Source organism: Amycolatopsis sp. cmx-4-83, assembly GCF_046548815.1.
GTDB lineage: Bacteria > Actinomycetota > Actinomycetes > Mycobacteriales > Pseudonocardiaceae > Amycolatopsis > Amycolatopsis pretoriensis_A.
On sequence record NZ_JAEBEF010000005.1, the window covers coordinates 65,697 to 84,855 of the forward strand.

18 protein-coding genes and 1 pseudogene are annotated in these 19,159 nt (G+C 71.3%); 7 read left to right on the plus strand and 12 right to left on the minus strand.

Annotation, left to right across the window (positions count from 1 at the left end; genetic code table 11):
• Positions 1 to 2: 2 nt before the first annotated feature.
• Genes purU through glyA form a run of 6 tightly spaced genes read right to left on the minus strand, consistent with a single transcriptional unit; the run spans position 3 to position 6,612 of the window.
• Positions 3 to 845 (minus strand): formyltetrahydrofolate deformylase, encoded by an 843-nt coding sequence (gene purU, locus ACLJQM_RS16030; RefSeq protein ID WP_410631863.1) that lies wholly within the window; start codon positions 843 to 845, stop codon positions 3 to 5.
• Complete coding sequence (locus ACLJQM_RS16035) at positions 842 to 1,315, minus strand: sarcosine oxidase subunit gamma (RefSeq protein WP_410631864.1); 474 nt, start codon at positions 1,313 to 1,315, stop codon at positions 842 to 844. The genes purU and ACLJQM_RS16035 overlap by 4 nt, the downstream gene beginning before the upstream one ends.
• Complete coding sequence (locus tag ACLJQM_RS16040; protein WP_410631865.1) at positions 1,305 to 3,842, minus strand: 2Fe-2S iron-sulfur cluster-binding protein; 2,538 nt, start codon at positions 3,840 to 3,842, stop codon at positions 1,305 to 1,307. Before ACLJQM_RS16040 ends, ACLJQM_RS16035 begins: the two co-directional genes overlap by 11 nt.
• Positions 3,839 to 4,117, minus strand: coding sequence for a sarcosine oxidase subunit delta (locus ACLJQM_RS16045; RefSeq protein ID WP_247019542.1), 279 nt, complete (start codon positions 4,115 to 4,117; stop codon positions 3,839 to 3,841). The genes ACLJQM_RS16040 and ACLJQM_RS16045 overlap by 4 nt, the downstream gene beginning before the upstream one ends.
• A 9-nt stretch (positions 4,118 to 4,126) precedes the next feature.
• Positions 4,127 to 5,341: a sarcosine oxidase subunit beta family protein gene (locus ACLJQM_RS16050; protein ID WP_360766018.1), complete on the minus strand. Its 1,215-nt coding sequence runs from the start codon at positions 5,339 to 5,341 to the stop codon at positions 4,127 to 4,129.
• Positions 5,338 to 6,612, minus strand: coding sequence for a serine hydroxymethyltransferase (gene glyA, locus ACLJQM_RS16055; protein WP_410631866.1), 1,275 nt, complete (start codon positions 6,610 to 6,612; stop codon positions 5,338 to 5,340). The genes ACLJQM_RS16050 and glyA overlap by 4 nt, the downstream gene beginning before the upstream one ends.
• Before the next feature lie 57 nt (positions 6,613 to 6,669).
• On the opposite strand from glyA, the gene ACLJQM_RS16060 reads away from it, so the two are divergent.
• Positions 6,670 to 7,317 carry a GntR family transcriptional regulator gene (locus ACLJQM_RS16060; RefSeq protein ID WP_247019537.1) on the plus strand — a complete coding sequence of 216 codons (648 nt, stop codon included), beginning with the start codon at positions 6,670 to 6,672 and terminating at the stop codon, positions 7,315 to 7,317.
• Here the strand turns inward: ACLJQM_RS16060 and ACLJQM_RS16065 are convergent.
• Both ACLJQM_RS16065 and ACLJQM_RS16070 read right to left on the minus strand, forming a co-directional pair.
• Positions 7,314 to 8,435, minus strand: coding sequence for an aromatic ring-hydroxylating oxygenase subunit alpha (locus tag ACLJQM_RS16065; RefSeq protein ID WP_410631867.1), 1,122 nt, complete (start codon positions 8,433 to 8,435; stop codon positions 7,314 to 7,316). The genes ACLJQM_RS16060 and ACLJQM_RS16065 overlap by 4 nt on opposite strands.
• A gap of 94 nt (positions 8,436 to 8,529) precedes the next feature.
• Positions 8,530 to 9,156 carry a TetR/AcrR family transcriptional regulator gene (locus ACLJQM_RS16070; RefSeq protein WP_410631868.1) on the minus strand — a complete coding sequence of 209 codons (627 nt, stop codon included), beginning with the start codon at positions 9,154 to 9,156 and terminating at the stop codon, positions 8,530 to 8,532.
• A 91-nt stretch (positions 9,157 to 9,247) separates the two neighbouring features.
• On the opposite strand from ACLJQM_RS16070, the pseudogene ACLJQM_RS16075 reads away from it, so the two are divergent.
• The 6 genes and pseudogenes from ACLJQM_RS16075 (at position 9,248) to ACLJQM_RS16100 (ending at position 16,118) form a co-directional block, all read left to right on the plus strand.
• Positions 9,248 to 10,674, plus strand: a pseudogene (locus tag ACLJQM_RS16075) (aldehyde dehydrogenase family protein).
• Between the two features lie 24 nt (positions 10,675 to 10,698).
• On the plus strand, positions 10,699 to 12,258 hold the full coding sequence (locus ACLJQM_RS16080) for an amino acid permease (RefSeq protein WP_410631869.1): 1,560 nt from the start codon (positions 10,699 to 10,701) through the stop codon (positions 12,256 to 12,258).
• Positions 12,259 to 12,266: 8 nt separating this feature from the next.
• Entirely contained in the window at positions 12,267 to 13,925 is a 1,659-nt protein-coding gene (gene betA / locus ACLJQM_RS16085; protein ID WP_410631870.1) for a choline dehydrogenase, read from the plus strand.
• A gap of 182 nt (positions 13,926 to 14,107) precedes the next feature.
• Positions 14,108 to 14,428, plus strand: a complete 321-nt coding sequence (locus ACLJQM_RS16090) for a bifunctional 3-phenylpropionate/cinnamic acid dioxygenase ferredoxin subunit (protein WP_247019531.1) — start codon at positions 14,108 to 14,110, stop codon at positions 14,426 to 14,428.
• The gene (locus ACLJQM_RS16095; protein WP_410631871.1) at positions 14,425 to 15,570 is read left to right on the plus strand and encodes an NAD(P)/FAD-dependent oxidoreductase; all 1,146 of its coding nucleotides are present in this window, start codon (positions 14,425 to 14,427) and stop codon (positions 15,568 to 15,570) included. Before ACLJQM_RS16090 ends, ACLJQM_RS16095 begins: the two co-directional genes overlap by 4 nt.
• A gap of 38 nt (positions 15,571 to 15,608) precedes the next feature.
• The gene (locus ACLJQM_RS16100) at positions 15,609 to 16,118 is read left to right on the plus strand and encodes a putative immunity protein (RefSeq protein WP_410631872.1); all 510 of its coding nucleotides are present in this window, start codon (positions 15,609 to 15,611) and stop codon (positions 16,116 to 16,118) included.
• Here ACLJQM_RS16100 and ACLJQM_RS16105 read toward each other — a convergent pair.
• The 4 genes from ACLJQM_RS16105 to ACLJQM_RS16120 form a co-directional block, all read right to left on the minus strand.
• Entirely contained in the window at positions 16,105 to 16,998 is an 894-nt protein-coding gene (locus ACLJQM_RS16105) for a hypothetical protein (protein WP_410631873.1), read from the minus strand. The genes ACLJQM_RS16100 and ACLJQM_RS16105 overlap by 14 nt on opposite strands.
• Positions 16,995 to 17,531, minus strand: a complete 537-nt coding sequence (locus ACLJQM_RS16110; protein WP_360765989.1) for a hypothetical protein — start codon at positions 17,529 to 17,531, stop codon at positions 16,995 to 16,997. The genes ACLJQM_RS16105 and ACLJQM_RS16110 overlap by 4 nt, the downstream gene beginning before the upstream one ends.
• A gap of 71 nt (positions 17,532 to 17,602) precedes the next feature.
• Positions 17,603 to 18,589 carry a hypothetical protein gene (locus ACLJQM_RS16115; RefSeq protein WP_410631874.1) on the minus strand — a complete coding sequence of 329 codons (987 nt, stop codon included), beginning with the start codon at positions 18,587 to 18,589 and terminating at the stop codon, positions 17,603 to 17,605.
• Positions 18,586 to 19,134: a hypothetical protein gene (locus tag ACLJQM_RS16120; protein WP_410631875.1), complete on the minus strand. Its 549-nt coding sequence runs from the start codon at positions 19,132 to 19,134 to the stop codon at positions 18,586 to 18,588. Before ACLJQM_RS16120 ends, ACLJQM_RS16115 begins: the two co-directional genes overlap by 4 nt.
• Between the last annotated feature and the right edge of the window lie 25 nt (positions 19,135 to 19,159).

Sequence of the window (19,159 nt, forward strand, 5' to 3'; positions counted from 1 at the left end):
CTTTACCGGAAGACGACGGTGCTGTTGCCGTTGAGCAGGACGCGGCGTTCGCAGTGCCAGCGGACCGCACGCGAGAGGGCGAGGGCTTCGGCGTCGCGACCGACGGTCACCAGCTCGCGCGGTGAGTACGTGTGGTCGACGCGCTGGACCTCCTGCTCGATGATCGGGCCCTCGTCGAGGTCGGGCGTGACGTAGTGCGCGGTCGCGCCGACGTACTTGACGCCGCGGTCGTAGGCCTGGTGGTAGGGCTTGGCGCCCTTGAACCCGGGCAGGAACGAGTGGTGGATGTTGATCGCGCGGCCTTCGAGCTTGCGGCAGAGCCCGTCGGAGAGCACCTGCATGTACCGCGCGAGCACGACGAGGTCGGCCTCGTACTCCCCGACCAGGTCGAGCAGCCGCTGCTCGGCTTCCGCCTTGGTGTCCGCCGTGACCGGGACGTGCACGAACGGGACGCCCGCCGCCTCCGCCATCGGGCGCAGGTCTTCGTGGTTCGAGACGACCGCGGCGATCTCGGCGCCGAGGCCGCCCGCGCGCCAGCGGAAGAGCAGGTCGTTGAGGCAGTGCCCGAACTTCGAGACCAGCACGAGGATCCGGGGCGGCGCGGCGCCGGAGAACCCGAACTCCATCCCGAAGTCGCCGGCCACCGGGGCGAACGCGCGGGTGAGGTCGTCCACTGTGGCCGGTTCGGTGCAGGTGAACGACGTGCGCAGGAACAGCGAGCCGCGGACGTCGTCGTCGAACTGCTGGTGCTCGACGATGTCGCAGCCCTGCCCGACGAGGAACGTCGTGACGGCGTGCACGATGCCCGAGCGTTCGGGGCACTTGAGCGTCAGGGTGAAAGTCATGAGACGTACTCCCGGCTCGCGTCGGCCAGCCACGCGTGCAAGTAGTCCGAAAAGGACTGCCGCACGAGGATCGTGAAGCCTTCTTCCCGGACCATGAGCACGATCCCCGTCCGCGCCAGGAGGGTCTGCACACAGGTCCCCGGCGGCGCCGTCTCGAGATCGATCGAGCACCCGTGCGCCAGGACGTCCCGGGCGTGCGCCCCGGTCAGCCGCACGACGTTCCGCTGCGCCGACACGTCCACGACGGCCGCACTTTCACGTGAAAGTGCGGCTTCCAGGTCGGCACTTTCACGTGAAAGTGCGGGTCCCAGGACCAGGTACTCGTCGGGGCCCATCCAGAGGATGTCGACGCCGTTGCCGCTGGTGAACGTGCAGGGGGCGGGCAGGGCGACGCCGAGCAACGTGCGCCCGGCGCGGAGGCGCACGGTGAACTGGGTGCGGAACGGTTCGTCGATCGCGTCAACCGTCACGGCGGGCTCCTTCCTTGTCGAAGAGGACGGATTCGGTGACGGTCACCGGCACGACCCGGTCGCCGACCGGCACGTACAGCGTCTCGCCGATCCGTTCGCGGCCCGACCGCACCAACGCGAGTGCGAAGGTGCGGCCGAGGGCGGCGCTGTCGTAGCTGGAGGTGACGTGGCCGAGCATCCGCACCGGCGGTTCCGGCACGACTTCCGATTCGATGATCTGGGAGCCTTCCGGCAGCAGCACCGAAGGGTCGACCGGGAGCAAACCGACGAACTGCTTGCGGTCGGGGCGGTTGTTCTCGGCGCGGGCGAAGGAGCGCTTGCCGATGAAGTCGGCCTTCTTCTTCGACACCACCCAGGACATGCCGAGGTCCTGCGGGGTGACCGTGCCGTCGGTGTCCTGGCCGATGATCGGGTAGCCCTTCTCGGCGCGCAGGACGTGCATGGTCTCGGTGCCGTACGGTGTCGCTCCTTCGTCCACCAGGGACTGCCAGAGCGCGGGTCCGTGCCACGACGGGACGTTGATCTCGTAGGCCAGCTCGCCGGAGAAGCTGATCCGGCAGACCCGCGCGGCGAGTCCGGCGACTTCGGCGTCCTGCCAGGTCATGAACCCGAAGGCCTCGTTGGAGACGTCGAGGTCCGGCGCCAGGCGGCCGAGGACTTCCCGCGAGCGCGGGCCGACCAGGGGAATGGTGGTCCAGTGTTCGGTGACCGACGTCGCGAACACGTTCAGGTGCGGCCATTCCGTCTGCAGCCACTCCTCCATCCACTCGAGGACCATCGCCGCGTTGCCGGTCGTCGTGGTGAGCAGGAAGCGGTTCTCGGCGATGCGGATGACCGTGCCGTCGTCGATCACCATGCCGTCGAGCCCGCACATCACGCCGTAGCGGATGCGGCCGACCTTCAGGGTGCTCATCACGTTCGTGTAGAGCATGTCGAGGAACCACCCGGCGTCCGGGCCCTGGACGTCGATCTTGCCCAGGGTGGACCCGTCCATCAGCGCGACGTCGGTGCGCGCCGCGCGGCATTCGCGCTGCACGGCGTCGTGCATCGACTCGCCGGGCCGCGGGTAGTACCACGGGCGCTTCCACTGCCCGACGTTCTCGAACTCGGCGCCGTGCTCGACGTGCCACGGGTGGATCGTGGTGACGCGCACGGGGTCGTGCAGCTCACCGCGGTGCCGTCCGGCCAGCGCGGCGAACGGCACCGGCGTGTACGGCGGCCGGAACGTCGTGGGGCGCTGCGTCGCCAGGTCGATGCCGAGGGCCTCGGCGGTGATGCCGGCGGCGAGCAAGCCGGACGTCTTGCCCTGGTCGTGCGCGGTGCCGATGGTCGTGTAGCGCTTGATGTGCTCCAGCGACCGCAGTCCGGCGCCGGTGGCGCGCAGGACGTCGGACACGGTGGCGTCGCGCTGCTGGTCCACGAACCGCGTGTCCACTTGCGCCTCCGGGGCGGGCACCTGCCAGAGCACCATCGTCTCCGGCAGCCCCTCCCCCGCGGCGGCCCCCACGACGCTCACGTCCGGGAGTGAGCCGTCCGGGACGTACGCACCCAGCCCGGCGTCGTACCGGAGGGTGCCGCGGGCTTGGCTGTAGAGGTGCACGACCGGGTTCCAGCCGCCGGACACGAGCAGCAGGTCGCACGGCACCCGCTCGCCTTCCAGCGAGCCCAGCTTCGCCACGTGGGCGGCGGTGATGTGGGGGCCGCCGTCGGTGCCGATGACGCCGTAGCCCTCGCGGGCGTCGACGATCCGCACGATCTCGGCGCCGGCCGCGGCCAGGTCGGAGGCGGCGTCGAGCGCGGAGTCGTTGGTGGTGAACACGACCACCCGCCGCCCGGCCAGGACGCCGTAGCGGTTCAGGTACGTGCGCGCGGCCCCGGCGAGCATGATGCCCGGGCGGTCGTTGTCCGGGAACACGATCGGCCGCTCGTGGGCGCCGGTCGCGATGACGATCCGCTTCGCCCGGATCCGCCACACGCGCTGCCGCGAGATCCGTTCGGGCGCGGCGGGCTCGCCCCGGCGCTCCAAGGCCAGCACGAACCCGTCGTCGTAGACGCCGAACGCCGTGGTGCGCGAGAGGAACCGGACGCCATCGGGAGCTTCGCCGCCGGGCTGGTCGTCCACGAGCAGGACCCGGCCGGAGGCGGCGCGGGCGGCGGCGAGCCCGGCGGGGCCGGCGCCGATGACCAGGACGTCGCAGTGGGCGTGCTTGGCGTCGTACCGCGCCGGGTCCGGTTCGGTGGCGAGCCGGCCCTGGCCGCGCAGGCCGCGGGCCGCCAGGCCGTCGTACAGCTCGACCGTCGTCGCCGACAGCATCGGCTCCGGGAACGGCTTTTCGATCTGCACCAAGGCGTTCGAGTCCTCGACGCCGGCGGCGAAGATGCCGCGCGGCCGCCCGTGGGTGATGCTGGTCGCGACCTGGTGGATGCCGTTGGCCAGCAACGCGGACGCCAGGGTGTCGCCGAGGAAACCGGTCAGCTCGCGGCCGTCGAAGGTGAACTTGAGCGGGACGCCGGAGAGCCGGGTCATGAGATCACCGGCCGGGGCTCGTCGAGGCGGTAGACGGCCTTCAGGTCGTGGGTGCGGGTGTCGCGGACGGCGTTGAACCACCGGCGGCAGCCCGCGGAGTGGCTCCAGCGCTCGGCAAACGGTCCGCTCGGGTTCTCGCGGAAGAAGACGAACTTCGCCCAGTCCTCATCGGACAGTGCCGACGGGTCCGCCGGGTAGGCGACGTGCGCTTGGCCGCCGTAGTGGAATTCGGCTTCCTCGCGTGGCCCGCACCACGGGCACGGAATGAGCTGCATCAAGGGCTCCTAGTGGGCCACGGCGGCGGCGCCGTGCTCGTCGACGAGGGCACCGGTGGTGAACCGGTCGAGGGTGAAGGGTTCGGCGTACTCGTGCGGCTTGCCCCGCGCGATGGTCGCGGCGAAGACGTCGCCGACCCCGGGCGTGGCCTTGAAGCCGCCGGTGCCCCAGCCGCAGTTGAGGAACAGGTTCTCCACCGGGGTGAGCCCGACGATCGGCGACGCGTCCGGGCTGACGTCGACGATCCCGGCCCACGTCCGCAGCAGGTGCGCCCGCGCGAACACCGGGAACAGCTCGAGCGCGGCCGCCATCTGCTCCTCGATGATGTGGAACGAGCCGCGCTGGCCGTAGCCGTTGTAGCTGTCGATGCCCGCGCCCATCACGAGTTCGCCCTTGTGCGCCTGGGAAACGTAGACGTGCACGGCGTTCGACATGACGACCGTCGGGTGGATCGGCTCCAGCAGTTCGGAGACCAGCGCCTGCAACGGGTGCGACGTCAGCGGCAGGTCCAGGCCGACCATGCGGGCCAGCACCGACGTGTGCCCGGCCGCGCACAGCGCCACCTTCCCCGCGGCGATCCGGCCCCGCGTCGTCTCGACGCCGGTGACCCGGCCGTCCACTGTGGAGATCCCGGTGACCTCGCAGTTCTGGATCAGGTCCACGCCCATTTCGTGCGCGGCTCGGGCGAAACCCCAGGCCACGTAGTCGTGCTTGGCGATGCCCGCGCGGGGCTGGAAGGTCGCGCCGAGCACCGGGTAGCGCACGTCCGGCGCGGTGTTGACGATCGGGCAGAGCTCCTTGACGCCGTCGGCGTCCACCCACTCGGCGTCGATGCCGTTGAGCTTGTTGGCTTCGACGCGGCGGACGCTGTCGCGGACGTCCTGCAGGCTGTGCGCCAGGTTCAGCACCCCGCGCTGGCTGAACAGGATCGGGTAGCCGAGGTCCTCTTCGAGCCCTTCCCACAGCTTGAGGGAGTGCTCGTAGATGCCGGAGCTCTCGTCCCAGAGGTAGTTGGAGCGGATGATCGTGGTGTTGCGGGCCATGTTCCCGCCGGCGAGCCAGCCCTTCTCCAGGACGGCGATGTTCGTGATGCCGTGCACCTTGGCCAGGTAGTACGCGGTGGCGAGCCCGTGCCCGCCGCCGCCGACCACGACGACGTCGTAGGTCTTCTTCGGCTCGGGGTCGTCCCAGAGGAAGTCCGGGTGCTCCGGCAGGTCGGTCATCGGGTCTCCTCCGAGGGGTACAGCGGGAACGCTTCGGCGAGCGCGGTGACGCGGGCCCGCAGCCGTTCGGCGTCGCGGCCGGGTTCGAGCGCCTCGGCGATGACGTCGGCGGCCTCGCGGAACTCGGCGTCCCCGAACCCGCGGGTGGCCAGCGCCGGGGTGCCGATCCGCAGGCCGGAGGTGACCATCGGCGGCCGAGGGTCGAACGGGACGGCGTTGCGGTTCACCGTGATGCCGACCTCGTGCAGCCGGTCCTCGGCCTGCTTGCCGTCCAGCTCGGAGCCGCGCAGGTCGACGAGCACCAGGTGGACGTCGGTGCCGCCGGTCAGCACCGAGATCCCCGGCTCGGTCAGCAGTCGCCCGGCCAAGATCTTCGCGCCACGCAGGGTCCGCTGCTGGCGTTCGGCGAACTCCGGCTCGGCCGCCATCTTGAACGCGACGGCCTTGGCCGCGATGACGTGTTCGAGCGGGCCACCCTGCTGACCGGGGAAGACGGCGGAGTTGACCTTCTTGGCCAGGCCCGCGTCGTTCGTCAGGACCACGCCGCCGCGCGGGCCGCCGAGGGTCTTGTGCGTGGTCGTCGTCGTGACGTGCGCGTGGGGCACCGGCGAGGGGTGCAGGCCCGCCGCGACCAGGCCGGCGAAGTGCGCCATGTCGACCATCAGGTACGCGCCGACCTCGTCGGCGATCTCGCGGAAGCGGGCGAAGTCCAAGTGCCGGGGGTACGCGGACCAGCCGGCGATGATCAGCTTGGGCCGGTGCTCACGGGCCAGCCGCGCGACCTCGGCCAGGTCCACGCGGTAGTCCTTTTCGGACACTTCGTACGCGGCGACGTCGTAGAGCAGGCCGGAGAAGTTGATCCGCATGCCGTGCGTCAGGTGCCCGCCGTGGGCGAGCGAGAGGCCGAGGATCTTGTCGCCCGGCTTGAGCAGCGCGGCCATCGCGGCGGCGTTGGCCTGGGCGCCCGAGTGCGGCTGGACGTTGGCGAAGCCCGCGCCGAACAGGGCCTTGACCCGGTCGATGGCCAGCGATTCGAGGACGTCGACGTGCTCGCAACCGCCGTAGTAGCGGCGGCCCGGGTAGCCCTCGGCGTACTTGTTCGTGAGCACCGAGCCCTGGGCCTGCAGCACGCTGAGCGGGGCGAAGTTCTCGGAAGCGATCATCTCGAGCGTCGTCCGCTGCCGGTGCAGTTCGGCGCCGATCGCTTCGGCCACTGCCGGGTCGTAGTCGGCCAGGGACCGGTTGAGCGCTGAGCCGAGCGTCGCGGTCATGGCGAACCTTTCGTGGTCGACTTCTGATATATCAATCGTCGATGTAGGCTAAGCGGCGTGCACCCCCAGGTCAATCCCCCCTCACTGGCCGAACAGGCGTACCAGTTCGCCCGCGACCGGCTCGTCATGCTCGACATCCCGCCGGGCTCGCCCATCAACGAAGAGGAGCTCGGCACCGCGCTCGGCATGGGCCGCACGCCGATCCGCGAGGCGCTCAAACGCCTGGAGTCCGAGCGGCTGGTCGTCGCCTACCCGCGGCGCGGGACGTTCGCCACCGACGTCAACATCTCCGACCTCGCACACATCTCCGAGGTCCGGCGCACGCTGGAGCCGATGGCGACGGCCGCCGCGGCCGGGCGCGCGACCGCGGCCGACCGCGCGACCCTGACCGAGCTGCGCGCGCGGCTCGACGCCGGCGTCCCGGCCGGGGACAACGCGGAGCTGCTGCGCACCGACCTCGCCCTGCACCGGGCGATCTACCGGTGCGTGCACAACCCGTTCCTCGAAGACACCCTGATCCGGTACGACAACCTCGCGACCCGGATCTGGGGCGTGTTCGTACCCCGGCTGTCCGGGATGGCCGGCCACGTCGACGAGCACGTCCCGCTCCTCACCGCGATCATCGAGGGCGACGCCGAGAAGGCGGCCGCGCTGACGCTGGCGCACGTCACCGGGTTCGAGGCCGCCATCCGGGCACTGATCTAGCGGCTCAACCGCCCGCGGACCCACTCGTGGAACTCGCCGATGTGGTGCTCGCTGGGCACGAGCACCCCGCCGTTGACGTAGGAGCGCGAGTCCATCGCGAGCTGGCAGCGTTCGCACGCCTCGAAGTCCTGCAGGTTGACGCGGTGGAAGAGCTCGACCGAGCGGGAAAGGTCTCGGCCGGACTCGACGACGCCGGGCAGGTACAGCCAGTCGCACCGCACCAGTGTCCGGTCCGGGGCCAGCGGGAACATCCGGTGCAGGATCACGTGGTCCGGCACCAGGTTGACGAACACCTGCGGGCGGATGGTGATGGCGTAGTACTTGCGGTCCTGGTCCGCGGTGACACCGGGGAGGCGGTCGACGCCCTCGCTGCCGTCGATGGTGAAGCCCCGGACGTCACCGCCGAACTCGGCGCCGTGGCCGACGTAGTACTGCGCGGCGTAGCCGTCGGCGAACTCCGGGAGCACCTCGGTGAGCTCGGGGTGGATCGTCGCGCAGTGGTAGCACTCCATGAAGTTCTCGATGATCTGCTTCCAGTTCGCCTTCACGTCGTACTCGATGCGCTTGCCGAGGGCGAGCCCGTCGACGCCGTACGCCTCGATCGCCTCCGCGCCGCCGAGCCGTTCGGTGACCGCGGCGACGACGCTGCCGTCGAACGGCGGCGGCTCGTCGGCCAGGCAGACCCAGGCGTAGCCGAGCCACTCGCGCAGGTGGACCTTCGTGAGGCCGAACTCGGTGCGGTCGACGTCCGGCATCCCGGTGAGGTTGGGCGCGGCGACCAGCTTGCCGTCGAGCCCGTACGTCCAGGCGTGGTACGGGCACTGGAAGGCGCGCTTGACCGTCCCGCTTTCCGCCGTGCACAGCCGGGCGCCGCGGTGGCGGCAGACGTTGAGGAACGCGGTGAGCTTGCCGTCGCGGCCCCGTGAGACGAGCACGCTCTCCTTGCCGACCTGCACGGTCTCGAACGCCCCGGGCCCGGCGAGGTCGGCGCTGCGCACGGCGCAGAACCAGTCCGCCTCGAAGATCTTCGCCTGTTCCAGCGCGAAGATCGCCGGGTCGGTGTAGGCGGCACCCGGCAGCGTGGCGAGCAGGCTCGGCGGGAGATCGATTGCGGTCACCGGCGTGGTCCTCTCCGCGGATCAGTTCGGGAGTTGCGCAGAACGCGTCTTGTTGCCCAGTCCGGAACAGAGTGACTGCCACCACGCGCGGCTGTCAACCCTGTGGACAAGCCGCACTTTCACGTGAAAGTGCGGCTTGTCCACAGGCGGCCGGGCCGTCGATCGCCCGCCGGAACAGTGTTTCGATCTCCGCGCGGCCCGGCCGGGGGTCGGCCAGGGCCGCCTGCATCAGGAGGCCGCAGAACAACCCCGCCAGGAGCCGGCCGGTGAGCGGGTCCGTGCGGCTGCCGAAGAACGCGATGAGCGCCTCGTCCCAGGCCGCGCTCGCCTTGCGCAGCGCCGGCCGGTGCAGGGCGGCGACGTACAGGTCGTACTCGACGACGGTGTCGCGGTACTGCTCGTTGATGTAGCCCATGACCAGGTCGGCGAGCGCCGCGGCGAAGTCGGCGTCCGGCGGGAGCGCCGACTCCCACTCCTTCAGCGCGTGGACGTTCTTCTCGGCCGCCTCGTGCAGGGCGACCTCCAGGAGGTCGTCCAGCGTCGCGAAGTGGTAGGTCGTCGAGCCGAGCGGGACACCGGCCGCCGCCGCGACCGAGCGGTGCGTGACCCCGTCGATCCCCCGCTGGGCGACGACCTCGATCGCCGCCTTGGCGATCCGGGCCCGCCGGTCCGGGTCGTTCGGACCGCGGCGCCTCGTCGCGCCGGGTTCGCTCTTCGCCATCGAGCCCCCTTGTGGACATCTGTACACGCTTCGCGTACAAATGTACGCACTCCAGGCACCCAGCAGCCACTACCGATCCGGGAAGGGCGGCATGACGGACCGTTACCTCGACGTACTCAACCCCGCGACCGGCGAGGTGATCGAGCAGGTCGCCGTAGCCGGACGCGAGGAGGTCGACGCCGCCGTACAGGCCGCGCGGAGAGCCTTCGACGAGGGCCCGTGGCGGCGGACGACCGCCACCGAGCGTGGCGAACTGCTCCGCCGCGTGGCCGGCCTGCTGGCTCGCGACCGCGAGGAACTGGCCCGCACGGAGAGCCTCGACACCGGCAAGACGCTGGGCGAAGGCCGCATCGACATCGACGACGTGACGAACGTCTTCCGCTACTACGCCGACCTCGCGGACAAGGACGCCGGCCGGCTGGTCGACGCCGGCAGCGCGACCGTCGTCAGCCGGATCGTGCACGAGCCCGTCGGCGTCTGCGCGCTGATCGCGCCGTGGAACTACCCGCTGCTGCAGATGTCCTGGAAGGTCGCGCCCGCCCTCGCCGCGGGCAACACCGTGGTGCTCAAGCCCAGCGAGGTCACGCCGCTGACCACGATCAAGCTGGTCGCCCTGCTCGACGAAGCCGGCGCGCCGCCCGGCGTCGTCAACCTGCTGCTCGGCCCGGGCCACGTCGGCGCGGCGATGGTCGAGCACCCCGCCGTCGACCTGGTCTCCTTCACCGGCGGCTACGCGACCGGCGAGAAGATCATGGCCGCCGCCGCGAAGGGTGTCCGCCGGGTCGCCCTCGAACTCGGCGGCAAGAACCCGAACGTGGTCTTCGCCGACGCCGACTACGACACCGCCCTGGACTACGCGCTGATGGCCGCGTTCGTCCATTCGGGACAGGTCTCTCGGCGGGCGCGCGCCTGATCGTCCAAGAGGGAATCCATGACCGGTTCGTGGCGGACCTCGCCGCGCGCGCCGACAGGATCCGGGTCGGCAACGGCTTGGACCCGGAAACCGAGACGGGCCCGCTCGTCTCGGCGCAGCACCGCGCCAAGGTCGAGGGCTACCTCGAAAGCGCTGTCCGGGACGGCGCCCGGCTCCGGGCGGGCGGCAAGCGGCCCGAAGGACCGGAGTACGAAAACGGTTTCTTCCTGCGCCCCACCGTGTTTTCCGACTGCACCAGGGACATGGCGATCGTCCGGGAAGAGGTCTTCGGCCCGGTCGTCACCGTGGAACGCTTCGCCGAAGAGGCCGACGCGATCGCGCTGGCCAACGACACCGAGTACGGGCTCGCCGGAGCCGTGTGGACGTCCGACGCGTCCCGCGCCCAGCGCGTCGCCGGGGCCCTGCGCCACGGCACCGTGTGGATCAACGACTACCACCCCTACCTGCCGCAGGCGGAGTGGGGCGGGTTCGGGAAGTCCGGCATCGGCCGCGAGCTCGGGCCGTCCGGGCTCGCGGAGTACCAGGAGAGCAAGCACGTCTACCAGAACATCGATCCCGTTCCGCAGCACTGGTTCAAGGGATGACTCCCACCACGTGAGGACGCCACGATGACCACACAGGAAAAGCCGGACGCCGCCCCCGACGACAGCTCCGACCTCGAAAAGTTCGGTTACCGGCAGGAACTCGAACGCTCCCTCGGCTCCTTCTCCAGCTTCGCCGCCGGGTTCTCCTACATCTCGATCATGACCGGCGTGTTCCAGCTGTTCTTCTTCGGCTTCGGCGCGGGCGGGCCGGCGTTCATCTGGACCTGGCCGCTGGTCTTCCTCGGCCAGCTCGCCGTCGCGCTCTGCTTCGCCGAACTCGCGGGCCAGTTCCCGCTCGCCGGCTCGGTGTACCAATGGGCGAAACAGATCGCGAAGCCCGCGACGTCGTGGCTGGCCGGCTGGATCATGATCATCGGCGCGATCGTCACGGCCGGCGCCGTCGCGGTCGCCTACCAGATCATCCTGCCGCAGGTGTCGACCGCGTTCCAGATCGTCGGCAGCGACTCCGACGCCGGGCTGACGTCGACACCGGGCGGCGCCCAGAACGCCATCATCCTGGCGCTGGTGCTGGTCGTGTTCGCCACGATCGTGAACGTCATCGGCGTCAAGCTGATGGCGAAGATCAACAACTTCGGCGTTGCGGTGGAGCTGTCCGCCGTCATCCTGCTGATCATCGCGCTGGCGATCCACATCAAGCGCGGCCCGCAGGTGGTCTTCGAGACGCACGCCACGGGTGACGGTCACTCACTCGGGTACCTCGGGGCGTTCCTGGTGGCGTCGCTGATGAGCGCGTACGTCTTCTACGGCTTCGACACGGCGGGCTCGCTCGCCGAAGAGACCACCCAGCCACGCAAGCACGCGCCGCGCGCGATCCTGCGGGCGATCACGGCGTCGTTCATCGTCGGCGGCCTGGTGATGCTGGTCGGCATGATGGCCGTGGGCGACATCAACGCCGAGGAGCTCAGCACGTCCGGCATGCCGTACCTGCTGAAGAGCACGCTCGGCACCGGGCTGGGCAACGCCTTCCTGATCTGCTCGGCGATCGCGATCACGGTGTGCTGCCTCGCCGTGCAGACCGCGGCGATCCGGATGGCGTGGGCGATGGCCCGCGACGGCCGGCTGCCGTTCAGCAAGGCGATGGCGAAGGTGTCACCGCGGTCGAAGACGCCGATCCTGCCGGCGCTGCTCACCGGCGGCCTCACCGTCGTCGTGCTGCTGATCAATCTGGGCAACCAGCGGGCGTTCTTCATCCTGACCTCGACGGCGATCATCCTGTTCTACATCCCCTACCTGATGGTCACCGGCCCGATGCTGCTGCGCCGCCTGCGCGGGCAGTGGCCGCGTCCCGGGCACGGCCCGTACTTCAAGCTGGGCCGCTGGGGCACGCTGGTGAACCTGGTCGCGGTGCTCTACGGCGCCGGGATGACGGTGAACCTGATCTGGCCGCGCGCCGAGGTCTACGGCGACGACCACTGGTACTTCCAGTGGGGCGCGGTGATCGTCACCGGGCTGATCGTGGTCATCGGTGCGATCATGCTCTACGTCCGGCGCCGCACCTGGGGTTCGTCGCACACGAGCCCCGAGCACATGCCCGACAACGCCCCGGACACCCTGCCCGGCTAGGAGGACGCATGAGTTCCGATACCTACGACTTCGTCATCGTCGGCGGTGGCTCGGCGGGCTGCGCGCTGGCGAACCGGCTCTCGGCCGACCCGGCGAACAAGGTCCTCGTCCTGGAAGCGGGCCGGTCGGACTACAAGTGGGACGTCTTCATCCACATGCCGGCCGCGCTGACGTTCCCGATCGGGTCGAAGTTCTACGACTGGGGCTACCGCAGCGAGCCCGAGCCGCACATGAACCGCCGCCGCATCTACCACGCGCGCGGCAAGGTGCTCGGCGGGTCGTCCAGCATCAACGGGATGATCTTCCAGCGCGGCAACCCGATGGACTACGAGCGCTGGGGCGGCGACCCGGGGATGTCCACTTGGGACTACGCGCACTGCCTGCCCTACTTCAACCGCATGGAAAGCTGCCTCGCGGACGCACCGGACGGGAAGTGGCGCGGCCACGACGGTCCGCTGGAACTGGAGCGCGGCCCGGCGTCGAACCCGTTGTTCCAGGCCTTCTTCGACGCCGCAGAGCAGGCGGGCTACCCGCGCACCGACGACGTCAACGGCTACCGGCAGGAGGGTTTCGCCGCGTTCGACCGCAACGTCCGGAAAGGACGGCGGCTGTCGGCGGCCGGCGCGTACCTGCACCCGGTGATGAACCGGCCCAACCTCACGGTGAAGACGCACGCGTTCGTGTCGCAGATCCTCTTCGACGGCACGCGCGCGATCGGCGTCGAGTACACCGAGGGCCGGAACGCGCCGGGCGAGGTGTACGGCAAGGAGATCATCCTCTGCGGCGGCGCGATCAACAGCCCGCAGCTGCTGCAGCTGTCCGGCGTCGGCAACGCGGCGGACCTGGAGAAGCTCGGCATCGACGTCGTGAAGGACCTGCCTGGGGTCGGCGAGAACCTGCAGGACCACCTGGAGGTGTACATCCAGTACGCCTGCAAGCAGCCGGTGTCGATGCAGCCGTCGCTGGCGAAGTGGAAGCGGCCCTACATCGGCGCGCAGTGGCTGTTCCTGCGCTCCGGGCCGGCCGCGACCAACCACTTCGAGGGCGGCGGGTTCGTCCGGTCCAACGACGAGGTGAAGTACCCGAACCTGATGTTCCACTTCCTGCCGGTGGCGATCCGCTACGACGGTTCGGCACCGACGGGCGGCCACGGCTACCAGGTGCACGTCGGCCCGATGTACGCCGACACCCGCGGTTCGGTGAAGATCACTTCGACCAACCCCCGGCAGCACCCGGCGATCAAGTTCAACTACCTGTCCACCGAAACCGACCGGCGCGAGTGGGTCGAGGCCGTGCGGGTGGCGCGGAAGATCCTCAACCAGTCCGCGCTGGACCCGTTCAACGACGGCGAAATCTCGCCCGGCCCGTCCGTGGAGACCGACGAGGAGATCCTCGACTGGGTCGCCCGCGACGCCGAGACCGCGCTCCACCCGTCGTGCACGGCCAAGATGGGCGTGGACGAGAAGTCCGTCGTCGACCCGCGGACGATGCGGGTGCACGGCACCGAGGGCCTGCGCGTGGTCGACGCGTCGGTCATGCCCTACATCACCAACGGCAACATCTACGCGCCGGTGATGATGACCGCCGAGAAGGCCGCCGACCTGATCCTCGGCAACACCCCGCTGGCCCCGGTCGAGCTGCCCTTCTACCGGCACGGCGAGAACTAGCCCGGACGTCGCAGCGCCCGTACCGCCATCCTCGGTACGGGCCTTCGACGTGCCCGGGTTATCCGTTAGCGGGTAACGAAAACTACCGGGGCGTACCCCCTTGACGGCGCCTGGCCGGGGATTCAGACTTTGTTGCGGATCACAGTCGATGTTCCCCTATGCGCAACAGTCTCGGAGGACCCATGATTCGCGCATGCACGGTGGACGAGCTGCCCCCCGGTGAGTCCGTCCGGATCGCCGGGGCTCCCGCCATCGCGGTGTTCCACACCGAAGCCGGGGAGCTGTACGCCATCGACGACACGTGCACCCACCAGGACGCCTCCCTGGCCGACGGCTGGCTCGAGGGCTGCTTCGTCGAATGCCCGCTGCACGCGGCGATGTTCGACCTGCGCACGGGCATGCCGACCTGCCTGCCGGCGAAGGTCCCGGTGCGCACCTACCCCGTCCTCGTCGACGACGGCGTCGTCTACGTCCAGGGCGTGGCCGGCGAGGACGCCGCGTGAAGCGGGTCGCCGTCGTCGGTGCCTCGCTCGCCGGGGTCCGCGCCGCGCAGGAGCTGCGCGCGCAGGGTTACGACGGCGGGATCGTGCTGATCGGCGAGGAGCGGCACCTGCCCTACGACCGGCCGCCGCTGTCCAAGGCGTTCCTGGCCGGGACCGCTTCGCCCGCTTCCCTGGAACTGCTCGACGCGGGCGACCTCGCGTCCCTGGCCCTGGACTTCCGGCTCGGCGTGCGGGCGACGGCGCTGGAGCCGTCGAACCGCCGGGTCCTGCTGTCGGACGGCGGCTCGGTGCACGCGGACGGCGTCGTCATCGCCACCGGTGGCCGGGCTCGCACGCTGCCGGGCTTCGAGGGCGCTTTCGTCTTGCGGACGCTCGACGACGCCGTCGCCCTGCGCGCGGCGCTGGTGCCCGGGGTTCGCGTGGTCGTCGTCGGGGCCGGGTTCATCGGCGCCGAGGTGGCTTCGACGTGCCGCTCCCTCGGTCTCGACGTCGTCGTCGTGGAAGCTCTGCCCGCTCCGCTGGCCCCGGTGCTGGGCCCGGAACTGGCGGCGGTGTGCGCGCGGCTGCACCGCGACCACGGCACGGACCTGCGCTGCGGCGTCGCGGTGGCGGGCATGTCCGAGGCGGGCGTCCACCTGGCCGACGGTTCGCTGATCCCGGCCGACGTGGTCGTCACCGGCGTCGGCATGGCCCCGGCGACGGACTGGCTGGCGGGCTCGGGGTTGCCGGTCGGCAACGGCGTCCACACGGACGCGGGGCTGGCGACGTCGCTGCCGGCCGTGGTCGCGGTCGGCGACGTCGCCCGCTACCACGCCGACGGCGTCGGACGGCGGCACGAGCACTGGACGAACGCGTCGGAGCAGGCCCCGGTCGCGGTGGCCAACCTGCTGGCCGGGCGGACCACGCGGACGTACGAGCCGAGCGGCTACGTCTGGTCGGACCAGTACTCGGGGACGCTGCAGCTGGCCGGGCACCCGCGCCCGGACGACACGCTCTCGTTCGTCGACGGCGACCCGTCGTCCTCGTCGTTCGTGGCGACGTTCCAGCGCGACGGCGCGACGGTCGGGGTGTTCGCGCTGAACAACGCGAAGCTGTTCAACCGCCTGCGCCGCCAAGCCCTCCGGCGCCCGGCGACCGTCTGAAAGTCTCAACCGGGGTTTCAAAGATACGCTTCAGCCACATGGAGCTGACCCTCGACGAACTCCGCGCGCTGACGGGCTGGGCCGCGGCCTGCGCCGCGCGGGTCCTGCCGCTGTACGAGGCCCGCGTCCCCGGCGACGACCGCCCCCGCGCGGCGATCGACGCGGCGCGGGCGTTCGCCGCCGGAGCCGCCCGCACGAAACTGCTGCGCACGACGGCCTGGGCCGCACTGGCGGCGGCGGGCGAGACCACCGATCCGGTCGCGTCTTCCGCCGCCCGGGCCGCGGTGGCCGCGGCCGGAGCGGCGTACCTGCACCCGCTGGAGTCACCGCACCAGGTGAAGCACATCGTCGGCCCGGCTCAGCAGGCCGCGTCGGCCCGCGAGCTGGCGGGCGGCGACGCGGAGGCGGAGCTCCGCTGGGCCCTCGCCCAGGCCCCGCCGGAGGTCCCCGGCCTGCTGCGCCGCTTCCCACCCGGGAAGCCGGGCCGCACCCGCCTCGGCGAACTGCACCGGCAGCTGGAGACCGCCCTGCGCGTCACCGGGAGCTGATCTGCCTGACGGGCGCCTTCTTGTCGCGGAGCATGCCCCGGACCGCGCGGACGACGGGGTCGATGCCCGTCCCCGCCAGCCGGGCCTGGTGGTCGGGGTGGCGGCCGTCGGAGATGCCGACGACGATCGCACTCCGGTCCCCGCTCGAGACGACCAGCTGGAACTCGTGCAGCAGCGTCCGCTCGAACCGGTGGTCGCCGTCGTCGGCGTCCGCGATCTGCGCGGTGACGCGGGTGCCCTCGCGGATCGCCGTCGAGACGGCCACCACGTCGGCGTAGTGGTACTCGTGGGTCTCTTCCTGGAACAGGCCGGCCACCCGCAGGTCGATCACGCACCGGTAGAGCCCCAGGTGGTAGTCGGTCGGGCAGATGACCAGGACGGCGTACTGCGAGAACCGCCAGACGCCGTCCCGGCCGACCACGGCCCCGGACGTCGGGACCGGACCGGTGACGACCAGCGGCTCGCGCGGGGCCTCCTCGCGCAGGGGCTGGGCCAGCGGGTCCCAGTCCGCGGGCTCGAGTTCGAGGTCCTCGGTGGTCAGGTCGAGCCGGTCCAGCGCGCGGAGCCGGACCTTGGCCAGCTCGTGGTCGCGGATCTTGTCGATGATGGCGTCCCGCGGCTTGGGCAGGGCGGCCTCGCGGGCGTCGCGGTAGGCCTCGAACAGCGGGAAGCCGCGCACCACGGCGGCTCCGCCGCCGATGACTAGCGGGATCCCGACCGGCCAGGAATCCGTCATCGAGAGGGCGACGCCGACCAGGAGCAGGGCGGCCCCGCCGAGCAGGAACCCCCAGACGCGTTGGCGTTCCCGCTCGCCCGGCACCGGCGCGAAGTAGCGGTCGACGACTTCCCGGCGGTCTTCGCCGTAGCCGGAGCCCGTCATGCCCGCTCCCCCATTCCCCGGCTCTCGGCCAGGAATCGCCACACCCGGTTCTCCGTCGCGGTGACGTGGTCGAGGATCGTGCGGACGGCTTCGGGATCGGCCGCGGCGACGAGCTCGGCCAGCAGGCCGGAAACGGGTCCGCCGCGCTCCCAGCACCGCCCCCGGTCCTCGTCGGTCAGCAGCAGGAGGAGCCGGGCGTGCGGGAGGTGCGCGACGCGCCGGAGCCGGTCGCGCACCTCGGCCAGCTCCCGGCTCGACCTGACCCGGTGCGGCCGGTTGCCGCGCAGCAGCGCCAGCGCGAGGAAGAAGTCCAGCTCGGGATCCGCCGGCGCCGCCCGGGTGAGGTCCGCGACGGCGGCCTCGTAGTCCTTGCGCCGCAACGCCCACAGCCCGTCGGCCCGGAAGTCCCGCTCGGGTTCCGCGTGGTGGTGGACGTCGCCGATGTGCAGGTCGCCGACCGTGCCGGCTTGGACGACCGTGCCGTGCACGACGCCGCGCACGGTGTTCCGCGTCTGGTACCCGGGCTGTTCCATGGCCCTGTAGTCGCCGGTGCCCGCCCCGGTGTTCCGCACCGGAGCAGAACCAGCCGAACGGACGAACGGGGCTAGAGCGCGAGGGCGTCCAGATCGGACTCCAGGCGGGCGCGCCAGGTCCACCGGCGCTCGGTCGTGTCCGCGGCCTCCGAAGCCGGCGGGCCCAGCGGCAGCGCCTGGTCCTTGATCTTGAACGTCACCCGGTACGCCAGCACCGAAGCCGCCGTGCGGATCCACGTGTCGCCGGAAGTTCCGGTCGGCGGAGCCACCCCCAGCGCGTGGCCGAACCACGTCGGCAGCAGCGCGTTCGAGCCCAGCGCGTCGGTGATGCGGGTGCGCAGGCGGACCTGCAGGTCGTGCCACGCGCGTTCGGCGCGCTCCAGCTGCGGCAGCACCCGCGCGTCGACCGCGTCCGCCTCGCGCAGGGCCAGCCGGGCCTGGTCCGCCGCGGCCTCCGCCGCCGGGATCTCCTCGTCCAGCAGCGTGCGGCGCCGGGTCGTCAGGGCGCGCAGCCGGGACTCCGCGTCGCCGCGGCCGCGGGTGCCGCGGTCGGTGGCCGCCAGGACGCCGATGACGTCCAGCAGGTCGGCGTCGCACCTGGACAAGGCTGCCTGCACCGAAGGCAGCCGCGCTATCTCGTCGGAGTACCGTGCGCGCTGCTCCTTCGTGACGAGCTCCTTGTGCAGGTCGTCCCACCGCGCCGCCTCGGCCGCGAGCGCGCGCGTCTCCGCGCCGACGTCGTCGAGGTCGGCCTGCGGGACGCCGTCGGACACGCGGACCGCGCGCTCCAGCGCGTGCACCTGCTGCTGCAGCCGTTCCAGCCGGCGGCCGAGCAGGTCGATCCGGTCCTGCTGGCGGTGGGTGTCGCCGCGGTCGAGCTTCTCGGTCAGGTCGGCGACGTCCTGGCGCACCCGGTCGTCGGTCTCCTCGACGGCCGCGCGCAGCCCGTCGACGGCCGCGAACAGCTCGTCGAGGTCGCGCCGCGTCGTGTCGACGGGCTCGGCGTACTCCTGCTCGAAGTCGGGGTCGTCGCCGTAGGTCGCGTAGCCGTGGCTCACGGGATCCGGCTTTCCCGCCACAGCAGCCCGGCCGTGGCCGCGACCCCCAGCGCCGCCAGGATCGTGCAGACCACCGACGGCGGCCACGGGATCAGCGCGCCCGCCAGCAGCCCGGCCGTCACGCTGCCCGCCCACGCCGCCCGCGTCCGTTCGCGGATGACGTCGCCGACCCGGCGGACCGGCGCGAAGCCGATCCACAGGCCCGCGGCGAACAGCGGGACCAGCGCGAGCAACCACACCGGCGAGAGCACCTCGAACAGCACCAGCGCCCCGGCGACCAGCGGCACCAGCACCGGCGCGGCGGCGAACCACACGACCGCGCGCTGCGTCGCCGCGTGCCGGGCCTCGAGTTCGGCGTTGGCGAGCCGGTGCCCGGCCTCGTCGAACGCGACCTCGGCGTCGAGCAGCCGGTGGGCGCTCGCGACGAGCCCGTCCATCGCTTCGACGTCGCCGGGCGGGGTCGCCAGCCCGTCGCGCAGGTCCTGCTTGAGCCGGGTCACCCGGCCTTCCGCCAGGTCGCGGTCGTGCTGGGCTGGAGTCGTCACGCGGACACCATAAGTGCCAGATCCG

Excerpts from the sequence above, each read along its gene's own strand:
- ACLJQM_RS16110 (WP_360765989.1), bottom strand. The coding sequence starts at position 17,531 with ATGGAACAGCCCGGGTACCAGACGCGGAACACCGTGCGCGGCGTCGTG.
- ACLJQM_RS16045 (WP_247019542.1), bottom strand. The coding sequence starts at position 4,117 with ATGCAGCTCATTCCGTGCCCGTGGTGCGGGCCACGCGAGGAAGCCGAA.
- ACLJQM_RS16080 (WP_410631869.1), top strand. The coding sequence starts at position 10,699 with ATGACCACACAGGAAAAGCCGGACGCCGCCCCCGACGACAGCTCCGAC.
- ACLJQM_RS16040 (WP_410631865.1), bottom strand. The coding sequence starts at position 3,842 with ATGACCCGGCTCTCCGGCGTCCCGCTCAAGTTCACCTTCGACGGCCGC.
- ACLJQM_RS16050 (WP_360766018.1), bottom strand. The coding sequence starts at position 5,341 with ATGACCGACCTGCCGGAGCACCCGGACTTCCTCTGGGACGACCCCGAG.
- ACLJQM_RS16100 (WP_410631872.1), top strand. The coding sequence starts at position 15,609 with ATGGAGCTGACCCTCGACGAACTCCGCGCGCTGACGGGCTGGGCCGCG.
- purU (WP_410631863.1), bottom strand. The coding sequence starts at position 845 with ATGACTTTCACCCTGACGCTCAAGTGCCCCGAACGCTCGGGCATCGTG.
- ACLJQM_RS16070 (WP_410631868.1), bottom strand. The coding sequence starts at position 9,156 with ATGGCGAAGAGCGAACCCGGCGCGACGAGGCGCCGCGGTCCGAACGAC.
- ACLJQM_RS16105 (WP_410631873.1), bottom strand. The coding sequence starts at position 16,998 with ATGACGGGCTCCGGCTACGGCGAAGACCGCCGGGAAGTCGTCGACCGC.
- ACLJQM_RS16090 (WP_247019531.1), top strand. The coding sequence starts at position 14,108 with ATGATTCGCGCATGCACGGTGGACGAGCTGCCCCCCGGTGAGTCCGTC.
- glyA (WP_410631866.1), bottom strand. The coding sequence starts at position 6,612 with ATGACCGCGACGCTCGGCTCAGCGCTCAACCGGTCCCTGGCCGACTAC.
- betA (WP_410631870.1), top strand. The coding sequence starts at position 12,267 with ATGAGTTCCGATACCTACGACTTCGTCATCGTCGGCGGTGGCTCGGCG.